13 protein-coding genes are annotated in these 18722 nt (G+C 72.0%); 7 read left to right on the top strand and 6 right to left on the bottom strand.

What is annotated here, in order from left to right; all coding sequences use genetic code 11:
* Nucleotides 1–48: 48 nt before the first annotated feature.
* A complete protein-coding gene (locus tag B9P64_RS00490; protein WP_085314318.1) occupies nt 49–1014 on the top strand; it encodes a hypothetical protein in 966 nt (321 codons plus the stop codon).
* A gap of 49 nt (nt 1015–1063) precedes the next feature.
* Here the strand turns inward: B9P64_RS00490 and B9P64_RS00485 are convergent, their stop codons facing one another.
* Nucleotides 1064–2107: a helix-turn-helix domain-containing protein gene (locus B9P64_RS00485; protein ID WP_085314317.1), complete on the bottom strand. Its 1044-nt coding sequence runs from the start codon at nt 2105–2107 to the stop codon at nt 1064–1066.
* A gap of 138 nt (nt 2108–2245) precedes the next feature.
* Between B9P64_RS00485 and eat the strand changes: the two genes are divergently transcribed.
* Nucleotides 2246–3622 carry an ethanolamine permease gene (eat, locus tag B9P64_RS00480; protein WP_085314316.1) on the top strand — a complete coding sequence of 459 codons (1377 nt, stop codon included), beginning with the start codon at nt 2246–2248 and terminating at the stop codon, nt 3620–3622.
* Nucleotides 3623–3756: 134 nt separating this feature from the next.
* On the opposite strand, the gene B9P64_RS00475 is transcribed toward eat, so the two are convergent.
* On the bottom strand, nt 3757–3960 hold the full coding sequence (locus B9P64_RS00475; RefSeq protein ID WP_085314315.1) for a hypothetical protein: 204 nt from the start codon (nt 3958–3960) through the stop codon (nt 3757–3759).
* A gap of 175 nt (nt 3961–4135) precedes the next feature.
* Between B9P64_RS00475 and B9P64_RS00470 the strand changes: the two genes are divergently transcribed.
* The 5 genes from B9P64_RS00470 to B9P64_RS00450 all read left to right on the top strand — a co-directional run bounded on the left by B9P64_RS00470 (nt 4136) and on the right by B9P64_RS00450 (nt 9715).
* Nucleotides 4136–5575: an ethanolamine ammonia-lyase subunit EutB gene (locus B9P64_RS00470; RefSeq protein WP_085314314.1), complete on the top strand. Its 1440-nt coding sequence runs from the start codon at nt 4136–4138 to the stop codon at nt 5573–5575.
* A complete protein-coding gene (eutC, locus tag B9P64_RS00465; RefSeq protein ID WP_085314313.1) occupies nt 5572–6489 on the top strand; it encodes an ethanolamine ammonia-lyase subunit EutC in 918 nt (305 codons plus the stop codon). Before B9P64_RS00470 ends, eutC begins: the two co-directional genes overlap by 4 nt.
* A gap of 120 nt (nt 6490–6609) precedes the next feature.
* On the top strand, nt 6610–7908 hold the full coding sequence (locus B9P64_RS00460; RefSeq protein ID WP_085314312.1) for an OpgC family protein: 1299 nt from the start codon (nt 6610–6612) through the stop codon (nt 7906–7908).
* Nucleotides 7905–8726 (top strand): SGNH/GDSL hydrolase family protein, encoded by an 822-nt coding sequence (locus B9P64_RS00455; RefSeq protein WP_085314311.1) that lies wholly within the window; start codon nt 7905–7907, stop codon nt 8724–8726. The genes B9P64_RS00460 and B9P64_RS00455 overlap by 4 nt, the downstream gene beginning before the upstream one ends.
* A gap of 20 nt (nt 8727–8746) precedes the next feature.
* The gene (locus B9P64_RS00450; protein WP_085314310.1) at nt 8747–9715 is read left to right on the top strand and encodes an SGNH/GDSL hydrolase family protein; all 969 of its coding nucleotides are present in this window, start codon (nt 8747–8749) and stop codon (nt 9713–9715) included.
* A gap of 24 nt (nt 9716–9739) precedes the next feature.
* Here the strand turns inward: B9P64_RS00450 and B9P64_RS00445 are convergent, their stop codons facing one another.
* The 4 genes from B9P64_RS00445 to B9P64_RS28345 are packed head-to-tail and all read right to left on the bottom strand — an operon-like array spanning nt 9740 to nt 18706.
* A complete protein-coding gene (locus tag B9P64_RS00445) occupies nt 9740–11041 on the bottom strand; it encodes a hypothetical protein (protein WP_139826061.1) in 1302 nt (433 codons plus the stop codon).
* Entirely contained in the window at nt 11038–14181 is a 3144-nt protein-coding gene (locus B9P64_RS00440) for an outer membrane lipoprotein-sorting protein (protein WP_217808627.1), read from the bottom strand. The genes B9P64_RS00445 and B9P64_RS00440 overlap by 4 nt, the downstream gene beginning before the upstream one ends.
* 8 nt (nt 14182–14189) lie before the next feature.
* On the bottom strand, nt 14190–14648 hold the full coding sequence (locus B9P64_RS25950; RefSeq protein ID WP_217808626.1) for an SRPBCC family protein: 459 nt from the start codon (nt 14646–14648) through the stop codon (nt 14190–14192).
* Nucleotides 14645–18706, bottom strand: a complete 4062-nt coding sequence (locus B9P64_RS28345) for a non-ribosomal peptide synthetase (RefSeq protein WP_085314308.1) — start codon at nt 18704–18706, stop codon at nt 14645–14647. The genes B9P64_RS25950 and B9P64_RS28345 overlap by 4 nt, the downstream gene beginning before the upstream one ends.
* Between the last annotated feature and the right edge of the window lie 16 nt (nt 18707–18722).

The following is an 18722-nucleotide window of genomic DNA, read 5'->3' as shown; positions in this document are numbered from 1 at the left end:
GGCAGCGGGCCCGCCCTCCGCATGTCAGTCATGCCCGGAGAACGCGCCATGTACAAGAACACAGCCCTGCTCGTCGCGGCAGCCCTCAGCCTCGGCGCGGTCGGCGCCCATGCAGACGACGCCGCCGCACCCGCCACCAATGCCGCCACCAACGCCGCCGCCGCGCCGGCCGCAGCACCGGTCGAATGCCGCAGCGACAACCCGCCCTGGTTCAACCTCTGCCGGCTGCTGCCCTACGAGCCCACCTACATCGTCCATCGCACCGCCAGCCATGACGAAGCTGCCGTGCGCGGCGACTTCTCGCTGCGCTATGTGCTCTGGGCCGCCGACGAAAACGGCCAGACCCTGGCGCATCCGATCCGCTACGAGCGCGGCCCGGAAGCCTTCGTCTCCTACACCGGCGAGTTCGACTACTACGCCGGCACCCGGCCCTCGAGCCCGGTCGTCAACCGCATCAGCAACCCGGCCGCGCACCTGCGCTACTACCTCCAGACCGATGCGCTCAACTGGGTCGACCTGGGGCTGGAGCATTCCTCCGACGGCCAGACCGTGGGCACCAAGTCGGCACGCGACATCGCGCGCGCCAACGAGGAATACGCGGCCGGCAACCACAGCTATTTCGACGGCCTGAGCCGCAGCATGAATTTCGTGTCGGCCGAAGTGGAGTCGGGCAACGTCGACAGCCTGCTGCTGCGCGCCCGCGTCAAGCGCTACATCACCACCGATTCGGCCGTCACCTGGGGGCCGCTGGCCGGGCGCGACATCTCGTTCCGCGACTACGACCGGCTGCGGCTGGTGCTGGAGCATCGCTTCGGCGACAGCCTGCTCGGCGATGTGACCTGGCGTGCCGGCGACAACGGTCTGGCCGGCGATTCGGTCGATCTGGGCCTGCGCTTCGATGCCTGGAAGACGCTGCCGCTCTATCTGCACGCCCACTTCGGCCCGATGGGCACGCTGGCCAACTACACCGAGTCGCAGCGCTCGATCGGCATCGGCCTCAAGTTCAGCGACTGAGATTCGGCGTCAGAGGTTCGGCGTCAGAGGTTCGGCAGCGGCGACCGGCTCAGTTGTGGCCGGCGCCGCGCTTGCGGCCCAGCGTCTGCGACGGCCGCTCGCCGAACAGCTTGCGGTAGTCGCTGCCGAACTGGCTCAGGTTCCAGAAGCCGAAGGCCGAGGCGGCATCGCCGACCGACACGCCGACCGACCGGCCGTCCAGGCCGCCGTCCGCCGCATCGCGCAGCCGGCGCCGCACCGCATTGAGCCGCAGCATGCGCAGCCAGGTCACGGGGCTGGCGCCCAGCACTTCCTCGAAGGCGTATTGCAGTGCGCGCCGGCTGACGTGAAAGCGCTGGCACAGCTCGGGCACGGTGGGCACGGCATCGGGCTCGGCGCGCGCGGCGTCGCAGATGGCGCGCACCAGCTGCTGACGGCGCGCAAAGCTGGCATGGCTGCGCGGCGGCTCGGTCGGCGCTTCGAGCAGGCCGACGAGCACGTCGAGCACCGCCTGCTGCAACTGCCGGCGCGCCGCGTCATGCATGGCCGGGCCGGCGCCGATCTCGGCCGCGTCGCCCGCTGCGCCAAAACCGCCGAGCGCGCCATCGAGCAGCTGGCCGAGCTGGGTCAGCGCCGCCGCGCGCCGCGCATCGCCGACCTGCCACCAGCCCGGCGTCACCAGCCGCTCGGCATCGATGCGGCAGCCGATCGCGGCGGCATAGCCTTCGAGCGCATCGCGGCCCGCCACCACGCCGAAGATGTCGTGGTCCGACGGCGTCAGCAGCTCGAACGGCGCGCCGCCGGCCCGCAGCATCACGCCGTCGGCGCCGACGGTGCGGCCCTCGATCCGGGTGCCGTCATGCACCACCGGGATGCCGCACCACACCGCATCGGCGCGGATGCGGCAGGTCTGGCGCACCGCATGGCTGGTGCGCTCGCGGAACACCTGCACCGAGTCGACCCAGAACTCGGCCAGCTCGCCGGCAAAGGCGCCGGGCGCGAGCTGGTCGTATTCCTGGTCCCAGCCGCTCAGGTTGCGGGCGTGCTCATCGGCGTCATGGGCGCGCAGACGGCGGGTACTGAAGGGTGAACGGTGGGTTGCGGCCGGCTGCATGCCACCTCCGAAAACGTGCCGAATTTCGATAACGCCGCGCAGCTCATGAGTCCTAGCCTCGGCGGCCTGAATCGGCAAAAGCAACCGTCGGGCCACGCTTTTTTCCTCGCGCGCCCGGCCTTTCTGACAGGACTCCGCATGACAACCAATTCCGAACCGGCGCTGCAGAAGACGCTCAGCACGCTCCAGCTCTGGGGCATCGCCGTGGGCCTCGTGATCTCGGGCGAATACTTTGGCTGGAGCTTCGGCTGGGCCTCGGCCGGCACGCTCGGCTTTCTGGTCACGGCGGCCTTCATCGCCGCGATGTACGCCTGCTTCATCTTCAGCTTCACCGAGCTGACCACCTCGATCCCGCACGCCGGCGGCCCGTTCGAGTACTCGCGCCGCGCCTTCGGGCCGGTGGGCGGCTATCTGGCCGGCTTCGCCACGCTGGTCGAATTCGTGTTCGCGCCACCCGCGATCTCGCTCGCCATCGGCGCCTATCTCAACGTCCAGTTCCCGGCGCTCGATCCCAAGATCGCGGCGCTCGGCGCCTACATCGTGTTCATGGCGCTCAACATCGTTGGCGTGCAGATCGCGGCCACCTTCGAGCTGTTCGTGACCGTGCTCGCCATCTTCGAGCTGCTGGTGTTCATGGGCGTGGTGTCGCCGGGCTTCAGCGTGGCCAACTTCGCCAAGGGCGGCTGGTCGGGCGCCGACGGCTTCAGCCTCGCGGCGCTGCCGGGCATCTTTGCCGCCATCCCGTTCGCGATCTGGTTCTTCCTCGCCATCGAGGGCGTGGCCATGGCGGCCGAAGAAGCGCGCGACCCCAAGCGCTCGATTCCCATCGCCTACATCGCCGGCATCCTGACGCTGGTGGTGCTCGCGGCCGGCGTGATGCTGTTTGCCGGCGGCGCGGGTGACTGGACCCAGCTCGCCAACATCAACGACCCGCTGCCGCGGGCCATGAAGATCATCGTCGGCGAGAACAGCGGCTGGCTGCACATGCTGGTGTGGCTCGGCCTGTTCGGTCTGATCGCCAGCTTCCACGGGATCATCCTGGGCTACTCGCGCCAGATCTATGCGCTGTCGCGCGCCGGCTTCCTGCCCGAAATCCTCGGCCGCGTGCATCCCAAATTCCGCACGCCGCACATGGCGATTCTTGCGGGCGGCATCGTCGGCATCGCGGCGATCTTCAGCGATGAGCTCATCAGCTTCGGCGGCCAGACGCTCACGGCCAACATCGTGACCATGTCGGTGTTCGGCGCCATCGTCATGTACATCCTGAGCATGGCCAGCCTGTTCAAGCTGCGCGTCACCGAGCCGGGCCTGCCGCGCAGCTTCCGCGCGCCGGGTTACCCCATCGTGCCGGGCTTCGCGCTGCTCGCGGCCGTGGTCTGTCTGGTGGCGATGACCTACTACAACACGCTGATCGCGGGCGTGTTCGTCGGGCTGATGTTCCTCGGCTATCTGTACTTCATGGCCACGCGCGCCCGGCGTGCCGCGCATGCGGCGACGGCGCCGTCGCGGGCCTGAATCGCGCCGGCCGCGCCCATGAAAAAGGCCGGGCTTGCGCCCGGCCTGTCGTGATTCACCGCCGTCGTTCAGCGGGCTGTGCGGAGAGCGCGGCCCGTGTCGGTCACGGCGGCGAGTTCACGGCTCGATGGCGATCAGCTGTCGCGCTTGCCGGTTTGCGCCGGGTGGGCGTGCGACGGGTCCTGCTGCTGACCCGCCTGTCCGCCAGATGCCTTGTTGCTGTCCTGCTGCTGGCGCCCGGTCTGGTTGGACTGCTGCGCCTGCTCCCGGGCCTTGTCGGTACCGGCCTGGTTGCCCTGCTGCTGGTTCTTGTCCTGACTGCCTTGTTGCTGGCTCATCGTAAGTCTCCTTGTATGGATCGAAGTCCGCACTCAACGTTGCGGCAAGGTCAGAGTGCGCCGGTCGCCTGGCCGCGCCTGTCGGTCGCCGACCCGCCCGTCTGTCGGCGCGGCTGGGACTCGGGTTGCAACGCCCGGGCCGCCGGCGCCGATACCGCTTGTGAAGGAATCCCCCATGCCCCTCCATCGCCATACCGTCGGTGCCCGCGGCTATGTGTTCGACGACCTCGCCATGCTGATGGCGCGCGCCACGCCCGAGCGCTCGGGCGACCATCTGGCCGGCGTCGCCGCGCGCAGCGCCGAGGAGCGCGTGGCCGCGCAGATGGCGCTCGCCGCGCTGCCGCTCGCGCACTTTCTGAATGAAGCCGTCGTGCCCTACGAGGCCGACGAGATCACCCGCCTCATCCTCGACACGCACGATGCCGCCGCTTTCGCGCCGGTCGCGCACCTGACCGTCGGCGACTTCCGCAACTGGCTGCTCAGCGACGACTGCGACGAGCTGGCGCTGGCCGCGCTCGCGCCCGGCATCACGCCCGAGATGGCGGCGGCGGTGAGCAAGATCATGCGCAACCAGGACCTGATTCTGGTCGCGCGCAAATGCCGCGTCGTCACGCGCTTCCGCGGCACCATCGGCCTGGCCGGCCGCATGTCGACCCGGCTGCAACCCAACCATCCGACCGACGACGCGGCCGGCATCGCCGCCAGCACCTTCGACGGCCTGCTCTACGGCAGCGGCGACGCGGTCATCGGCATCAATCCGGCGACCGACAACGTGCCCCAGGTGATGCGCCTGCTCGACATGCTCGACGCCGTGATCCGCCGCTACGACATCCCGACGCAGAGCTGCATCCTCACCCACGTCACCAACACCATGCAGGCGATGGAACGCGGCGCGCCGGTGGACCTGGTGTTCCAGTCGGTCGGCGGCACCGAGGGCACCAACACCAGCTTTGGCGTGAACCTCGCGCTGCTGGCCGAGGCGCATGCGATGGCGCTGGAACTGCAACGCGGCGCGCTGTTCGACACCGACATCCACGGCAATGCGCTGGCCGTGCCGCAGCGCGGCGACAACGTCATGTACTTCGAGACCGGGCAGGGCAGCGCGCTGTCGGCCGGCGCGCATCACGGCTGCGACCAGCAGACCATCGAGGCGCGCGCCTATGCGGTGGCGCGGCGCTTCAGGCCGCTGCTGGTCAACACCGTGGTCGGCTTCATCGGGCCGGAGTACCTGTACGACGGCAAGCAGATCATCCGTGCCGGGCTCGAAGACCACTTCTGCGGCAAGCTGCTTGGCGTGCCGATGGGCTGCGACATCTGCTACACCAACCATGCCGAAGCCGACCAGAACGACATGGATGTGCTGCTCACGCTGCTGGGCGCGGCGGGCATCAACTTCATCATGGGCATTCCGGGCTCGGACGATGTGATGCTCAACTACCAGACCACCAGCTTTCACGATGCGCTCTATGCGCGGCGGGTGCTGGGGCTGCGCGCGGCGCCGGAGTTCGAGGCCTGGCTCACGCGCATGCGCATCTTCTCGGGCGACGGGATTGCGCGGCTGGAGAGCGCGCCGCCGCCGGCTTTCGAGAAGCTGCTGACCGGGAGTGCGGCATGAGCGCCCGCCGCAGCGACGACGACGAAAGCTGCATTGCCGATGAAGCTTTGCCGGCCAGCGCGCCGGCCGTGGTCGGCAACCCGTGGGCGCATCTGCGCCGGCACACGCCGGCGCGCATCGCGCTCGGGCGCGCCGGCATCAGCCTGCCGACCGCGCCGATGCTCGACTTCCAGCTCGCGCATGCCCAGGCGCGCGATGCGGTCCACACGCCGCTCGATGCCGACGCGGTCGCGCGCGACATCGAGGCGGCGGGCTTCGCCACCCTGCGCGCCGACAGCGCGGCGGCGGATCGCCACATCTATCTGCAACGGCCCGACCTCGGCCGGCGGCTCGGCGATGCATCGCGCGCGGCGCTGACGGCGGCGCGCGCAGCCCGGCGGCAGGCGGCGGGCGAGGGCGCCGCGGCAACGCCCGGCGCCAGCGCGCACACCGGCGCCGCGCCGCGCTTCGACCTCGCCTTCGCCGTCGTCGACGGGCTGTCGTCGCTGGCCATCGCGACCAATGCCATGCCCTTTTTGCGCGCGATGCAGCCCTTCATCGACGCCGAGCGCTGGCGCGTCGCGCCGGTGGCCGTGGTGCGGCAAGGCCGCGTGGCCATCGGCGACGAGATCGGCGAGCTGCTCGACGCCAATCTCATCGTGGTGATGATCGGCGAGCGCCCCGGCCTCAGCTCGCCCGACAGCATGGGGCTCTACCTCACCTGGTCGCCGCGCCCCGGGCTGACCGACGCCGCGCGCAACTGCATCAGCAATGTGCGCGCCGAAGGTCTCGCGCATGCCGACGCCGCCGCGCGCCTGGCCTGGCTCGCGCGCGAGGCCGGCAAGCGCGGGCTGACCGGTGTCGCGCTCAAGGACGAGACCGCCGCGCCGGCGCTGCGGCTCGAGGGCGGCAGCGGCAACTTCCTGCTCGACTGAGCTGGCGCGGCGCGCGCCGACGCGCCGGCGGCCGCCGGTCCGACAGCGGTCGGCCCCGGCGCGACGCGAGCATCGCCAGCGAGCCGGCCGCCATCCACGGCGGCCGGCAATTCGCCGCCGATGCTCCCGACCGCTTCCTCCGCCGCCCTCATCGCCGATCCGCCCGTGCCGCCGCGCGAGCCGCTGCGGCTCGACCGCGTCTTTCCCGGCCGCGATCCGCGGCTCGACTTCTTCCGCGGTCTCGCGCTGTGGTTCATCTTTCTCGACCACACGCCGGGCAACCTGTTCGCGTGGCTCACGCCGCGCAACTACGGCTTCAGCGACGCAACCGAGATCTTCATCTTCATCTCGGGCTATTCGGCCGCCATCGCCTATGGCCGCGCCTGGCAGCGCAAGGGGCTGGCCTTCGCCTCGGCGCATGCGTGGCAGCGCGCCTGGACCTTGTATGTCGCCCATCTCGTGCTGCTCATGTTCTACATCGCCGAGGTGGCCTGGGTCGCGACGCGCTATGCCAATCCGGCCTATGTCGATGAACTCAATCTCAACGAGTTCCTGAAGGCGCCGCACATCGCGCTGGTCGAGGCGCTGCTGCTGCGCTTCAAGCCGGCCAATCTCGATGTGCTGCCGCTCTACATCGTGCTGCTCGCCGCCTTCCCGCCGATGCTGGCGCTGATCGGCTGGCGGCCGCGCTGGCTGCTGGCGCTCTCGGCGGCGGTGTATGCCGGCGCGCGGCTGTTCGACTGGAATCTGCCGGCCTATCCGGGCGACGGCGGCTGGTTCTTCAATCCGTTTGCATGGCAGCTGCTGTTCGTGCTCGGCGCGGTCTGCGCGGCGGCGCCGCAGGCGCTCGGCGGCGTGTTGCGCTGGCGCCCGTGGCTTGCATGGCTGGCGGCGGGCTGGCTGCTGTTCGCGTTTGCGGTGGTGATGACCTGGCATGTGCGCGCGCTCGAGGATGCGCTGCCGATCTGGCTCGGCAATCTCATCTACCCGGTCGACAAGACCAATCTCGGGCTCACGCGGCTGCTGCATTTTCTGGCCATCGCCTATCTCGCGTCGGGGCTCATCGGCGCCGATGCGCGCTTTCTGGGCCGGCGCCGGCTGCGGCCGATCCTGGTCTGCGGGCGCCAGTCGCTCTACGTGTTCTGCTTCGGCATCTACCTGTCGTTCTTCATGCAATTCATCCTGGTGGAGATCGACGGCAGCCTGCTCGCCCAGGCGCTGTGCAGCGCGGTCGGCATCGCGGCGATGTGCGCGCTGGCGGCGCTGATCGACTGGTACGGCGCGGCCGGCGGCAAGCGCAAGCCGGCCGCGCCGCGCGACGCCAGGGCCCCGGTCGGCGCGCCGGCGTCCGGCGCCGCCGGCGACCGGTCCGACGACCGCCAGATGCGCGCCGTGCTCGATCCGGGGGCCGCGCCATGAACGCCATCCACCGCTTGCTGTTCGGCGGCTGCGTCGCGCTGGCCGCCGCGTCGGCCGCTGCCGCGCCGGGCCTGCCCGACGAATGCTCGGCGCCGGCCGACCTGGTCGCCACCGAGGCGCCGCTGCCGCGCCTGCGCGCCGCGCTGCGCGGCCGCGATCCGGTGCGCGTCATCGTGCTCGGCACCGGCTCGGCCGAGGGCGCGGTGCCGCGCGAGGAGGCCGAGCGGCTCGGCGCCGAGCCCGATCCGGCGCGCGGCAACCACAGCGCGCGCCTGCCCGATGCCACGCCCGACAGCGCCTGGCCGGCGCGCTTCGCCGCCGCGCTGCAAGCCGCGCATCCGGGCCGCCGCATCGACCTGCGCGTGATCGCCAAGCCCGGCGCCAGCACCGCCGACCTGCGCCGCGTGGTCGACGCCGAGGTGCTGCGCGAGGCGCCCGCGCTGCTGGTGCTGCAAGTCGGCATCGCCGATGCGCGCCTGGGCCGCGCCGTGCCCGACTTCGGCGCCGACCTCGAGGCCGCGCTCGACCTGCTGGCGCGGCGTCGCATCGACGTGCTGCTGGTCGACATGCAGTACGGCGCCACGACCGCGCTGTTCATCAACACCGCGCCCTACCGCGCCTATCTGCGCTGGATCGCGCGCAGCCACGATCTGCCGTATTTCCGCCGCCATGAACTGATGCAGCACTGGTTCGACAACGGCAGCTTCGAGCCGCATCCGGCCGACGTGGCGCGCGCCCGCGCCGACAAGCTGCGCATGGATGCCTGCGTCGGCGGCCAGCTCGCGGCGCTGGTCGAGATGGCGCTCGACAGCCCCTGAGCGCCTGCATGAGGACAACGATGACGACTCCCGCCACGCCGCATCCCGCCCGCTCGCGCCCGCGCCGCGCGCCCTTGCTGCCCTTGCTGCTGGCGCTGCTCGGCCTGGCGCCGGCCGGCGTGCTGGCGCAGTCGCAGCCGGCGCCGCCGCTGCCGGCCGCCGGCCCGACGCCGTCTCCGGCCGCGCCGGTCGCGCCGCAGGATGCGCCGCGCATTCCGGCGCCGCCCGGCACCGCGCCGACCGCGCCGGCGGCCGCGCGCAGTCCGGCCGCCGTGGTGCGCCCGCCCGAGGGCGCCTGCGCCGGCATCGGCCGGGCCGCGCCGCTGCCGCCGCTGCCGATCACCGCCGCGCGGCTGGCGTCGAACCAGCCGCTCACCATCGTCGCGCTCGGTTCATCGACCACGGCGGGCGCCGGCGCGACCAGCATCGCCGCCACCTATCCGAGCCGGCTCGGCGTGGAGCTGACGCGGCGGCTGCCGGGCAAGTCGGTGCGCGTCATCAACAAGGGCGTCAACGGCCAGGATGTGCAGGAGGAGATCGCGCGCTTCGAGCGCGACGTGTTCCGCGACGAGCCGCAGCTGGTGATCTGGCAGCTCGGCACCAATGCGCTGCTGCGCGGCATCGATTTCGCGACCTTCACCGCGCTGGCCGAGGACGGCGTCGCGCGCATTCGCGCCCACGGCATCGATCTGGTGCTGATGGATCTGCAATACGCGCCGCGCGTCAACGACGCCGCCGGCATGCGCGACATGCTCGGCTGGTTCGACCGCCAGGCCCAGCGCGACCGGGTGCCGGTGTTCCGCCGCTTCGAGCTGATGCGGCAATGGGCCGAGCATGCCGGCGACGGCTATGCCGACCGCCTGCTCGCGCCCGACGGCCTGCACATGAACGACGAGAGCTACGGCTGCCTGGCCGCCGCGCTGGCCGACACGCTGGTGCAGGCCGCCGCGCCGCCGGCCGGCTCGGCGGCGCACGGCCCCAGGCACTGAAGCGCCGAACCTGGCCGGCGCGGCTCAGAGGCTGCGGCGCAGCTGCACATAGGCCACGCGGTTGTCGCGCAGCAGGCCGAAGAAGCTCACGCCTGGACCGAAGGGATGATCGAAGCCGGCGGCCAGATTCCAGTGGTCGTCGACCGCCCAGTCGAGCTTGCCGCGCCACAGGCCGCTGAGCGCCTGCGAGTTGTCGCCGGGCGGGCCGGCGCGCAGCACGACGGCGCTGGTCTCGGCCAGCAGCGTGTCGTTGAAGGCGCGCCGCGCAAGCCGCACGGTGAAGCCGGTCTGGGTCGCCGACACCTGGTTGGACAGCGCCGATTGCGCCCGCGCCACCTCGCGCGCGATCGGGTCGGCGATGCCGTCGGGGCTGCGCCAGCCGAACACCCGGCGCAGCGTGAGCTGGGTGCCGAGCGTCCATTCGCCCAGGCTCCATTCGGGGCCGGCCACCATCCAGAGCTGGGGCTTCTTGTGCGTGAAATCTTCGCCGCCCTGGCTCGGCGTGCGGGTCCAGGCGGCCTCGGCGCGCCAGACCACGCCGTCGCCGGCGGCGCTGAAATCGGCGCCCAGCACGCGCTCGCGGGCATTGCGCTCGGCGACGGTCAGGCCGCTGGCCGACAGGCTGCCCGGCACCAGATCGGGCATCGGATCGATGCCGTCGAACCACGACAGCGAACCGTCGCTGCCGGCACCGGCGAATTCCCACTTGAGCGCGGTCTGGCTGCCGCCGGGCAGCGGATCGCGCCGGTAGTCGAGGCCGGGCCGGCGTTGCAGCGGCATGCGGTGGCTGGCGCCCTTGGGGAACCACATCGCGCTGAACTCGCCGAGGCTGTCGTGGTTCCAGGCCAGGCGGATCGCCTGATTGCCGTGGCGCAGGTCGCCGTCCTCGGGCGCGAGCAGGGTGAAGTCGCGCGGCGACAGCTGGTCGGTGGGGTTGAGGCCGTCGGCGCGGCCCCAGGCCGGCATCTGGCGGCCCACGGTCAGGTCGAGCGGGCCGAGGTCGCCGCGCCAGTACAGCTCGCGCAGGCGCGCATGCGGCGGCGTCGGCGAGCCGGCGGCGCCGGAAGTCTCGGCGCGCAGCCAGCCGCTGGCCACCGCCTGCCCGGCGCCGGCGCCGTCCCAGCGCAGCCGGTCCCAGAGCGAGGCAGCGCCGATGGCGCCGGCGTCGTCGAGCTGACGCGATCCGCTCCAGCCGTCGGCGCGCAGCGAGCCGCGGTTGTCGATGGCGTCGCGCCAGTCGGCATCGGCATCGGCCGCGCCGGCCGCCGTGGCGCAACCGGCGGCGACGGCCAGCACCGCCGCCCGGCACAGGGTCGCAGGCGTCACGAGCGCTCCAGCGCCTTCACGTCGAACAGCTTCTCGTCCACGCCCTGGTCGGCCTTGAAGTCGTCGAAGCGGATCGTCGTGCGATGGCCGGTCTGGAGGTTCTCGACCGTCGAGACCATGGCCTGCCAGTGACCGTTGCCGACCGCGCGGATCTCGCCCGCGGTCATGCGCTTGAGCGGCTGGCCGGCCAGGTCGAAGAACTCGGCGCGCTGGGTCATGAAGTTGTCGTCGCGCACCCAGGTCAGGCGGCGCGCATAGCCGCTGTTGTCGCGCGCCGCCGGGCTGGCCGGCAGCGACTCGACCACGGTGCAGGCCACGCCGTCGACGGTCTCGGCGCGCAGCACCGCGTGGGTCCAGTCGCCCGGCTTGTGGCCGAGGATGTCGCCGTAGGAAAAGTCGGTGCCGACGAAGGCGTCCTTCTTGTTCGAGGCCGACAGCCGGCGCGTCTTGCCGAGCGCCGGCAGATAGATCCACAGGTCGTCCTCGCCGGCGCCGTTCTCGGCCAGCAGCGTGGCCGTGCCCTTGATGTCAGCCGGCGCGGTGAAGCGCACGTAGCGCAGGTTGTCGTCGCCGTTGGCGCGCATGCGGGTGGCGCCGGTGGTCTCGCGCACGCGCTGGGCGCCGTCGCGGTTGACCAGGGTGAAGGTGGCGCGGGCGAGCGAGTCGTGCACCCGGCTGGCGGCGTAGTTCTTCTGCATCAGCGTGGCGGCGGTCTCGGCGGCCGGGGCCTTGCGCGGCGCGACGGCCAGCGTGAGGCCAAGCGCGCCGGCCAGAAGCAGCGCCGCCGTGCGCAGCGCCGGCTGCGCCACGCCGCCGCCGAGGATGAAGCCGGGCCGCAGCCACAGCACCAGCGCCGGCACCAGGAACAGCGAGGCGAACACGCTGACCGTCATCGCCAGCACGATGAACAGCGACAGCCACAGATGCACGTTGTAGCCGAGGGACAGCGCCAGCACGCCATAGCCGCCGGCCACGGCGGTGGCGACGAACAGCGCGGCCTTGCCGGCGCTGGCCAGGGTCTGGCGCACGGCGTCTTCCATGCCGGCGCCGGCGCGCACCCGTTCGCGCATGCGGTAGAGCAGATAGATGGCGTAGTCGGCGCCGATGCCCACCGCCATCGCCGAGATCAGCGAGTTGGGAATGTTGAGCGGAATGCCGGCCAGCCCCATCACGCCGAACACCGCCGCCACCGCCATCGCCAGCGGCACCAGCACGATCAGCCCGGCCAGCGGCGAGCGGAAGGCCAGCGCCGAGATGATGAAGATGGCACCGGCGATCTGCGCGATGTTGGCCAGCTTGCCGTGGACCATGGTGTCGGTCAGCGCGATGGTCTGGGCCACGTCGCCGCCGAAGGTCACGGTCACGTCGGGACCGAAGGTCTGGTCCACATGCGCCTGCAGCGCATCGACCAGCGCGCGGATGCGGGCGTTGCTGCCGGTCTTGAGCAGCAGCGTGATCTTGGCCGCCTTGTAGTCGTAGTCGACCCAGGCGTCGAAGTCGCCCGGGTTGCCCGACATCGAGTACAGCAGCAGGTATTGCGCGATGAGTTCGCGGCTGTCGGGCAGGCGGTGCGCGGCCGGCGCGTCGCCGTTCATGGCCTGGTTCATGCGCTCCAGGTAGTCGACGATGGAAATCGTCTTGCCCACGTCGGCCTGGCTTTCGGCAAAGCGCTGGGTGCTCTCGATGGCGCGCAGCACCGCCGGGTCCTTGATGGCATCGGCCTGCTTGCCCTCGACCATGATGTAGAGGCTGTTGGTGCCGCCGAGCGCGCGGTTGAGCTGCTCGTCGTCGCGCTGGATGTCGAGGTTGCTGGCGAAGAAGTTCTTGCTCGCGTTGTCGATGACGATGCGCTGCATGCCCAGCACGCACAGGCCCACCAGCAGCAGGGCCGCGCCGGCCACCACGCGGCGGCGGCCGACCGGAATCACCTGCTCGCCGATCCAGCGCGGAATGCGGTCCCAGATGCGGTCGCGCTTTTCGGTGTGGCGGTCGCGGTCGCTCGGCGGCTTGAGCAGCGAGCGCACCGCCGGGATGAAGGTCATCTCCAGCAGCACCGCGCTCAGGATGCCGGCGCCGGTGAAGATGCCGAAGGCGCGGATGGTGGCGATGTTGAACACCAGCAGCGAGAAGAAGCCGAGCGCGGCCACCCCGCCGGCAATCATCATCACCGGGCCGACGCCGGCCAGCGAGCGCACCACGGCCTCGCGGTTGGCGGCCAGCGGGTCGAGCTTGCCGTCGGCGCGCAGCAGTTCGTATTCCTCGTAGTAGCGCTTGAGCAGCTGCACCGCATGCCCGGCCGCGATGGCCAGGATGAGGATCGGCGTCGGCGAATTGAAGATGTCCATCTGCTGGCCGAGCAGGCCCATGAAGCCGGTGCCCCAGGCCACCGCCATCAGCGCGGTGACCAGCGGCAGGATCAGGCCCTGGCGGGTGCGGAAGGCTTCGTAGTGCAGCAGCCCGATCACCACGATGGCGATCGGGAACAGGATGCCGATGCGCTCGGAGAACTTCTCGGTCTTGTCGAGATAGACCGGATTGCCGCCGAGCGTGATGTCGATGTCGGGCGAGCGCTCGGCATCGACGGCGGCCAGCACCGGCTCGACCATCTTGCCGAAGCCGTCCGAGCGCTCTTCCAGCTCGACCAGGATGGCGGCGGTGCGGAAGTCGCGCGAGACGACGGTGTCGAGATAGACCGGATTGGCCTCGATCGCGGCCTTGAGCGCGGCGCGGTCGGCCTCGGTCACGGGCAGGCGTTCGAGCAGTGGCTTGGCCTCGAAGCCGTCGGCGGTGCCGCGGATCGCGCGCGACTGCGGCGCGGCCAGGCTGGCCAGCGTCGCCTTCACCACGCCGGGCGTGTTCTCGAGCTTGTGCGTGATGCGCTCGATGCGTTCGAGCACGGCGGGCTGGAGCGCATCGCCCTGCTTGGGCGTGACGCCGATCAGCATCAGGTACTTCGAGCCGAAGACCTTCTCCACATGGTTGGTGGCGGCGATATAGGGATGGCCCTGGGGCGCGAGCGCGGCCGGGTCGATGACGACCTTGAGCCCGGCGGCGAAGGCGCCGAGCACGCCGGTGAGGACGAGGGTCAGGGCAATGACCCACCAGCGGTGGCGGATCAGCCAGTTGGCGTAGGCGAGCATGGTCGGATTCAGTCCTGGAGGATGGGTTGGGCGGCGCGCGCCGTGAGCAGGGCGGCCAGCCGGGGCACGTCTTTTTCCACCTGGCTGACGAGCACCTTGCGCAGCAGCGAGGCCGGGAGGATTCCGAAGAAGCGGCCGGGGTCGGCGGCGAAGCGCCAGTCGACGGCGACGCCGTCGGCATGCGGCGCGAGGCGGTATTCGCCCTCGTAGCGGAACGGGCCGTCGATCACGCGGAAGGCGTAGCGGCTGGGCGCTTCCAGCGCGGTGATCTCGGCGACGAACTTCATGCGCCGGCTCAGGAAGGCGAAGTCGATGCGGTAGCGCGCGCCGACGGCGGGCGCGCCGTCGAGCAGTTCGCAGGCGTCGCAGGAGGCCTGCCATTCGGCATCGTTGGCCGGGTTGCTCAGGTAGTCGAAGGCGAGTTCGGGACTGACCGGTAGGGTGTAGCTGTGGCGGGCTTCGATCATGGCTGGGCCTCGGCGGCGAGGGCGGCCGGCTCGGCCACCGGATGGTGCTGGTTGATGGCGCGCGCCACCTCGGCGGCCTGGGGCGCGTGGACGATGCTGTTGTGGTCGCCGGGCAGGCCTTGCGCGACGAGGCTGGTCGGCAGCAGCCGGTCCCAGCCGAGCAGCGGGCCGTAGTCGGCCGGCTCGTCGCGCGCCAGCAGCAGCAGCGCGGGGATGTCGTCGGCCGGCGGGAAGTACAGCTGGAGCGCGATGGCGTTGGCGATGTAGACCTCGAAATAGCGTTCGAGCCGGGCCCGGTCGGCGTCGGGCGGCAGCACGTCGATGGCGCGGGCGGCGTCGAGCACGGCGTCGAACATGGTGTCGGGCGGCAGCTCGCGCAGCTGTTCGGGCGCGAGGTGCAGCGTCTTGCCGTAGGGCGTGGCGAGGTCGCGCGCGAACCACGACAGCAGGGTGGCGTCGTCGCCGTCGCTCGGCACGTTGGCCTCGATGGGGGCGCGGGTGTCGATGAGCACGATGCCCTCGACCGTCTCGCCCTCGGCGCGCAGCTGGCGCGCGGCCTCGTAGGCGAGCACGCCGCCGAAGCACCAGCCGCCGAGCAGATAGGGGCCGTGCGGCTGGCGCGCCCGCAGCTCGGCGAGATGCGCCTCGGCCATCTTTTCGATGGTGACTTCGGCTTCGCCGTCGGCGGCCAGGCCGGGCGCCTCGAGCGCATGGATGGGCCGGGCCTCGCCGAGCTGGCGGCTGAGTTCGAGATAGCAGAACACCGTGCCGCCGATGGGATGGAACAGCCAGAGCGGCCGGCCGCCGCGTCCGGGCTGGAGCTCGACGACATGGCCGGAGGCTGTCGCCGTGCCGTCCTGCAGGGCCCGCAGCCGGGCCGCCAGCGCGGCCACGCTGCCATGCGCGATCAGCTCGGAGACTGGCAGTTCCACGCCGAGGCTGCGCTTGATGGCGGCCACCAGTTGCACCGCCAGCAGCGAATGGCCGCCGAGTTCGAAGAAGTCGGCATGCACGCCGACGCGCGGCAGGTCGAGCAGGCGGCAGAACTGGGCCGCGAGCGCGATCTCGACCGCGTCGCGCGGCGCGACATGGTCGGCGTCGGCGGCATCGAGCGTCGGCGCCGGCAGCGCCTTGCGGTCGATCTTGCGGTTGTGGGTCTGCGGGAAGGCGTCGAGGAAGACCAGCGCCGACGGCTGCATGTAGGCGGGCAGGCGTTCGCGCAGGGCGGCGCGCAGCGCGGCTTCGGACGCGTCGGCGACCACGTAGGCGACCAGCCGGGCGTCGCCGGCACGGTCTTCGCGCACCACGGCCACGGCGTCGCGCACGCCGGCGGCGGCGCGCAGCACGGCCTCGATCTCGCCGAGCTCGATGCGGAAGCCGCGCAGCTTGATCTGGAAGTCGAGCCGGCCGTGGTGTTCGAGCCGGCCGGCGGCGTTCCAGCGCACGCGGTCGCCGGTGCGGTACAGGCGGCCGGCGCCGGGCAGGCCGGCGGGTTCGGTGAAGCGCTCGGCGGTCAGCTCGGGGCGCTGCCAGTAGTCGAGCGCGAGGCCGGCGCCGCCGATCCAGAGTTCGCCGAGCACGCCGTCGGGCACCGGACGGCCGCGCTCGTCGAGCACATGCAGCGTGGTGTTGTCGATCGGCGCGCCGAGGTGGATCGGCTCGCCGGCACGCACTTCGGCGACGGTGGACCAGATGGTGGTCTCGGTCGGGCCGTACATGTTCCACAGGCTGGCGCAGCGCGCGAGCAGGGCCTCGGCGAGCCAGCCCGGCAGCGGTTCGCCGCCGCACAGCGCGACCAGGCCGGGGCGCGCGTCGAAGCCGGCGTCGAGCAGCATCTTCCAGCTCGCCGGCGTGGCCTGGAGCAGGTCGATGCGCTGCTCGTCGAGCCGGCGCGCGAGCAGGGCGCCGTCGGTGAGCGCGGCGCGGTCGCAGACGACCACGGTGGCGCCGACGGTCAGCGGCAGGAAGAGTTCGAGCAGCGAGATGTCGAAGCTCGGCGTGGTGACGGCGAGCAGGCGCAGCCCGGCCGGCAGCGGCAGTCGGTCGCGCATCGCGTTGAGGAAGTTGAGCAGCGCGCGATGGCCGATGCGCACGCCCTTGGGCCGGCCGGTGGAGCCGGAGGTGTAGAGCAGATAGGCGACGGTGCCGGCGCCCGGGCGCGCGGCGGCGCTGGTGGCGAGTGGCGCGTCGAGCGCGCTGGCGGCGATGCCGGCCGGCACGCGCGCGGCCAGCGCGCTCTCGGTGAGCAGATGGGCGAGGCCGGCGTCGGCGGCCATGTCGGCGATGCGCTCGGCCGGCAGCGCCGGATCGAGCGGCACATAGGCGCAGCCGGCGCGCCAGATGCCGAGCATCGCGGCGACCAGCTCGCGGCTGCGGTCGAGCATCAGGCCCACATGGCTGCCGGGCGCGACGCCGGCGGCGATGAGATGGCCGGCGATGGCGTCGGCGCGCGCCGCCAGCTCGGCATAGCTCCAGCCGCGCGTGGCGCCGGCGGGCGCTTCGAGGCAGTCGGTGACGGCTTCGGCGGCGGGACGGGCGGCGGCCACGGCGAGGATGCGCGCGAGCGTGTCGGCGGCGGGATCGGCGGCGGTGGTGTCGGTGGCGGCATCGGCGGCGGCCGGCGCGGCGGGATCGGCCGGCAGCGGGCGCAGCGGGCCGATGGCGCGCGCGGCCGGCGCACCGTCGGCGGCGCACAGCGGCAGGTCGGCGATGGCGCGTTCCGGGTCGGCGGCGAGCGCCGCGACCAGATGGCGGAAGCCGTCGAGCCAGTGGCCGATGGTGGCGGCGTCGAACAGGTTGTCGTCGTACTTGAGCGTGCCGACGAAGGCGCCGTCGCGCTCGCCGCCCATCTCCAGCAGCAGGTCGAGCTGGCCTTCCTGCTGCGGCACCGGGAAGGGGCTGAGCGCGAACGGCCCGAAGTCGCGTTCGACCGGGCCCGGCTCGGCCAGGAAGAAGTCGGCGAAGTCGGCCAGCAGCGGCAGCCGTTCCCACGAGAAGCCGAGCTGGGCCAGCGGCGCATGGCCCGGATCGCGGCGTGGCGCGAGCTGCTCGACCAGCCAGGAGAACGGGCAGTCCTGATGGCGCATCGCGGTCAGCACGGTCTGGCGCAGCTGCGCCAGCAGCGCGGTGAAGGGCGCCTCGGCATCGATGCGGGCGCGCAGCGCGAGCGTGTTGACGAACTGGCCGAGCATGCGGCGCTGCTCGGCGCGCAGCCGGCCGGCGACCGGGCTGGCGACGACGATGTCGTCGTCGCCCGACAGCCGGTGCAGCCAGGCGTGGCAGGCGGCGAGCAGCACCATGTAGGGCGTGGCGTTGTGCTCGCGGGCGATGCGGCGCAGGCCCTCGCTGGTGGCGGCGTCGAGCGCGAAGGCGCGGCTGCGGCCCTCCCAGCGCTGGCGCAGCGGGCGCGGGCGGTCGAGCGGCAGGCCGTGCAGCACCGGCGCGCCGTCGAGCATGGGCTTCCAGGCAGCGAGCCAGACCGCCTGCCGGGCCGGATCGTGCGAGCGCTGCGACTGGGCGGCGGCATGCGCGAACCAGCCGGCGCCGTCGGGCCGCGCGTCGGGCACGACCAGGCCGAGCCGGGCCGCGATGTCCTGCAGCAGCAGGCCGAGCGACCAGAAGTCGAGCAGCGCGTGATGGACCACGAAGGCGAGCGTCCAGCGGCTGTCGTCGAGGCGGTAGAGATGCACGCGCCAGAGCGGCGCGCGTTCGAGGTCGAACGGCGCGCGGGCGTCGGCGCGCATGCGTTCGCGCAGCTCGGCGTCGCTGACGCCGGCGTCGCGCAGGTCGAGCGTGCGCAGATCGGGCCGGGCGGCCTCGTCGGCGCGCTGGCGCGGGCCGGCGGCGCTGTCCTCGAGGCAGCTGCGCAGCACCGGATAGTTGGCGAGCAGCTCGTCGAGCAGCGCGTCGAGGCGGGCCGCGAACGGCGACGTCACGGTCTCGCGGCGTTCGATCGCGAGGCTGAACACCAGATGCCAGGCGCCGCAATCGGGCGCGAGCCGGTGCAGGAACCACAGCCCGCGCTGTTCCGGCGCGAGCGGGGTGGAGAGTTCGGTCATGGGACGGCGGCTCCGG

The organism is Derxia lacustris (assembly GCF_002105195.1).
Lineage (GTDB): Bacteria > Pseudomonadota > Gammaproteobacteria > Burkholderiales > Burkholderiaceae_E > Derxia > Derxia lacustris.
Note: the sequence above shows the minus strand (reverse complement) of the source record. Positions and strands in the feature narration are given on the sequence as shown.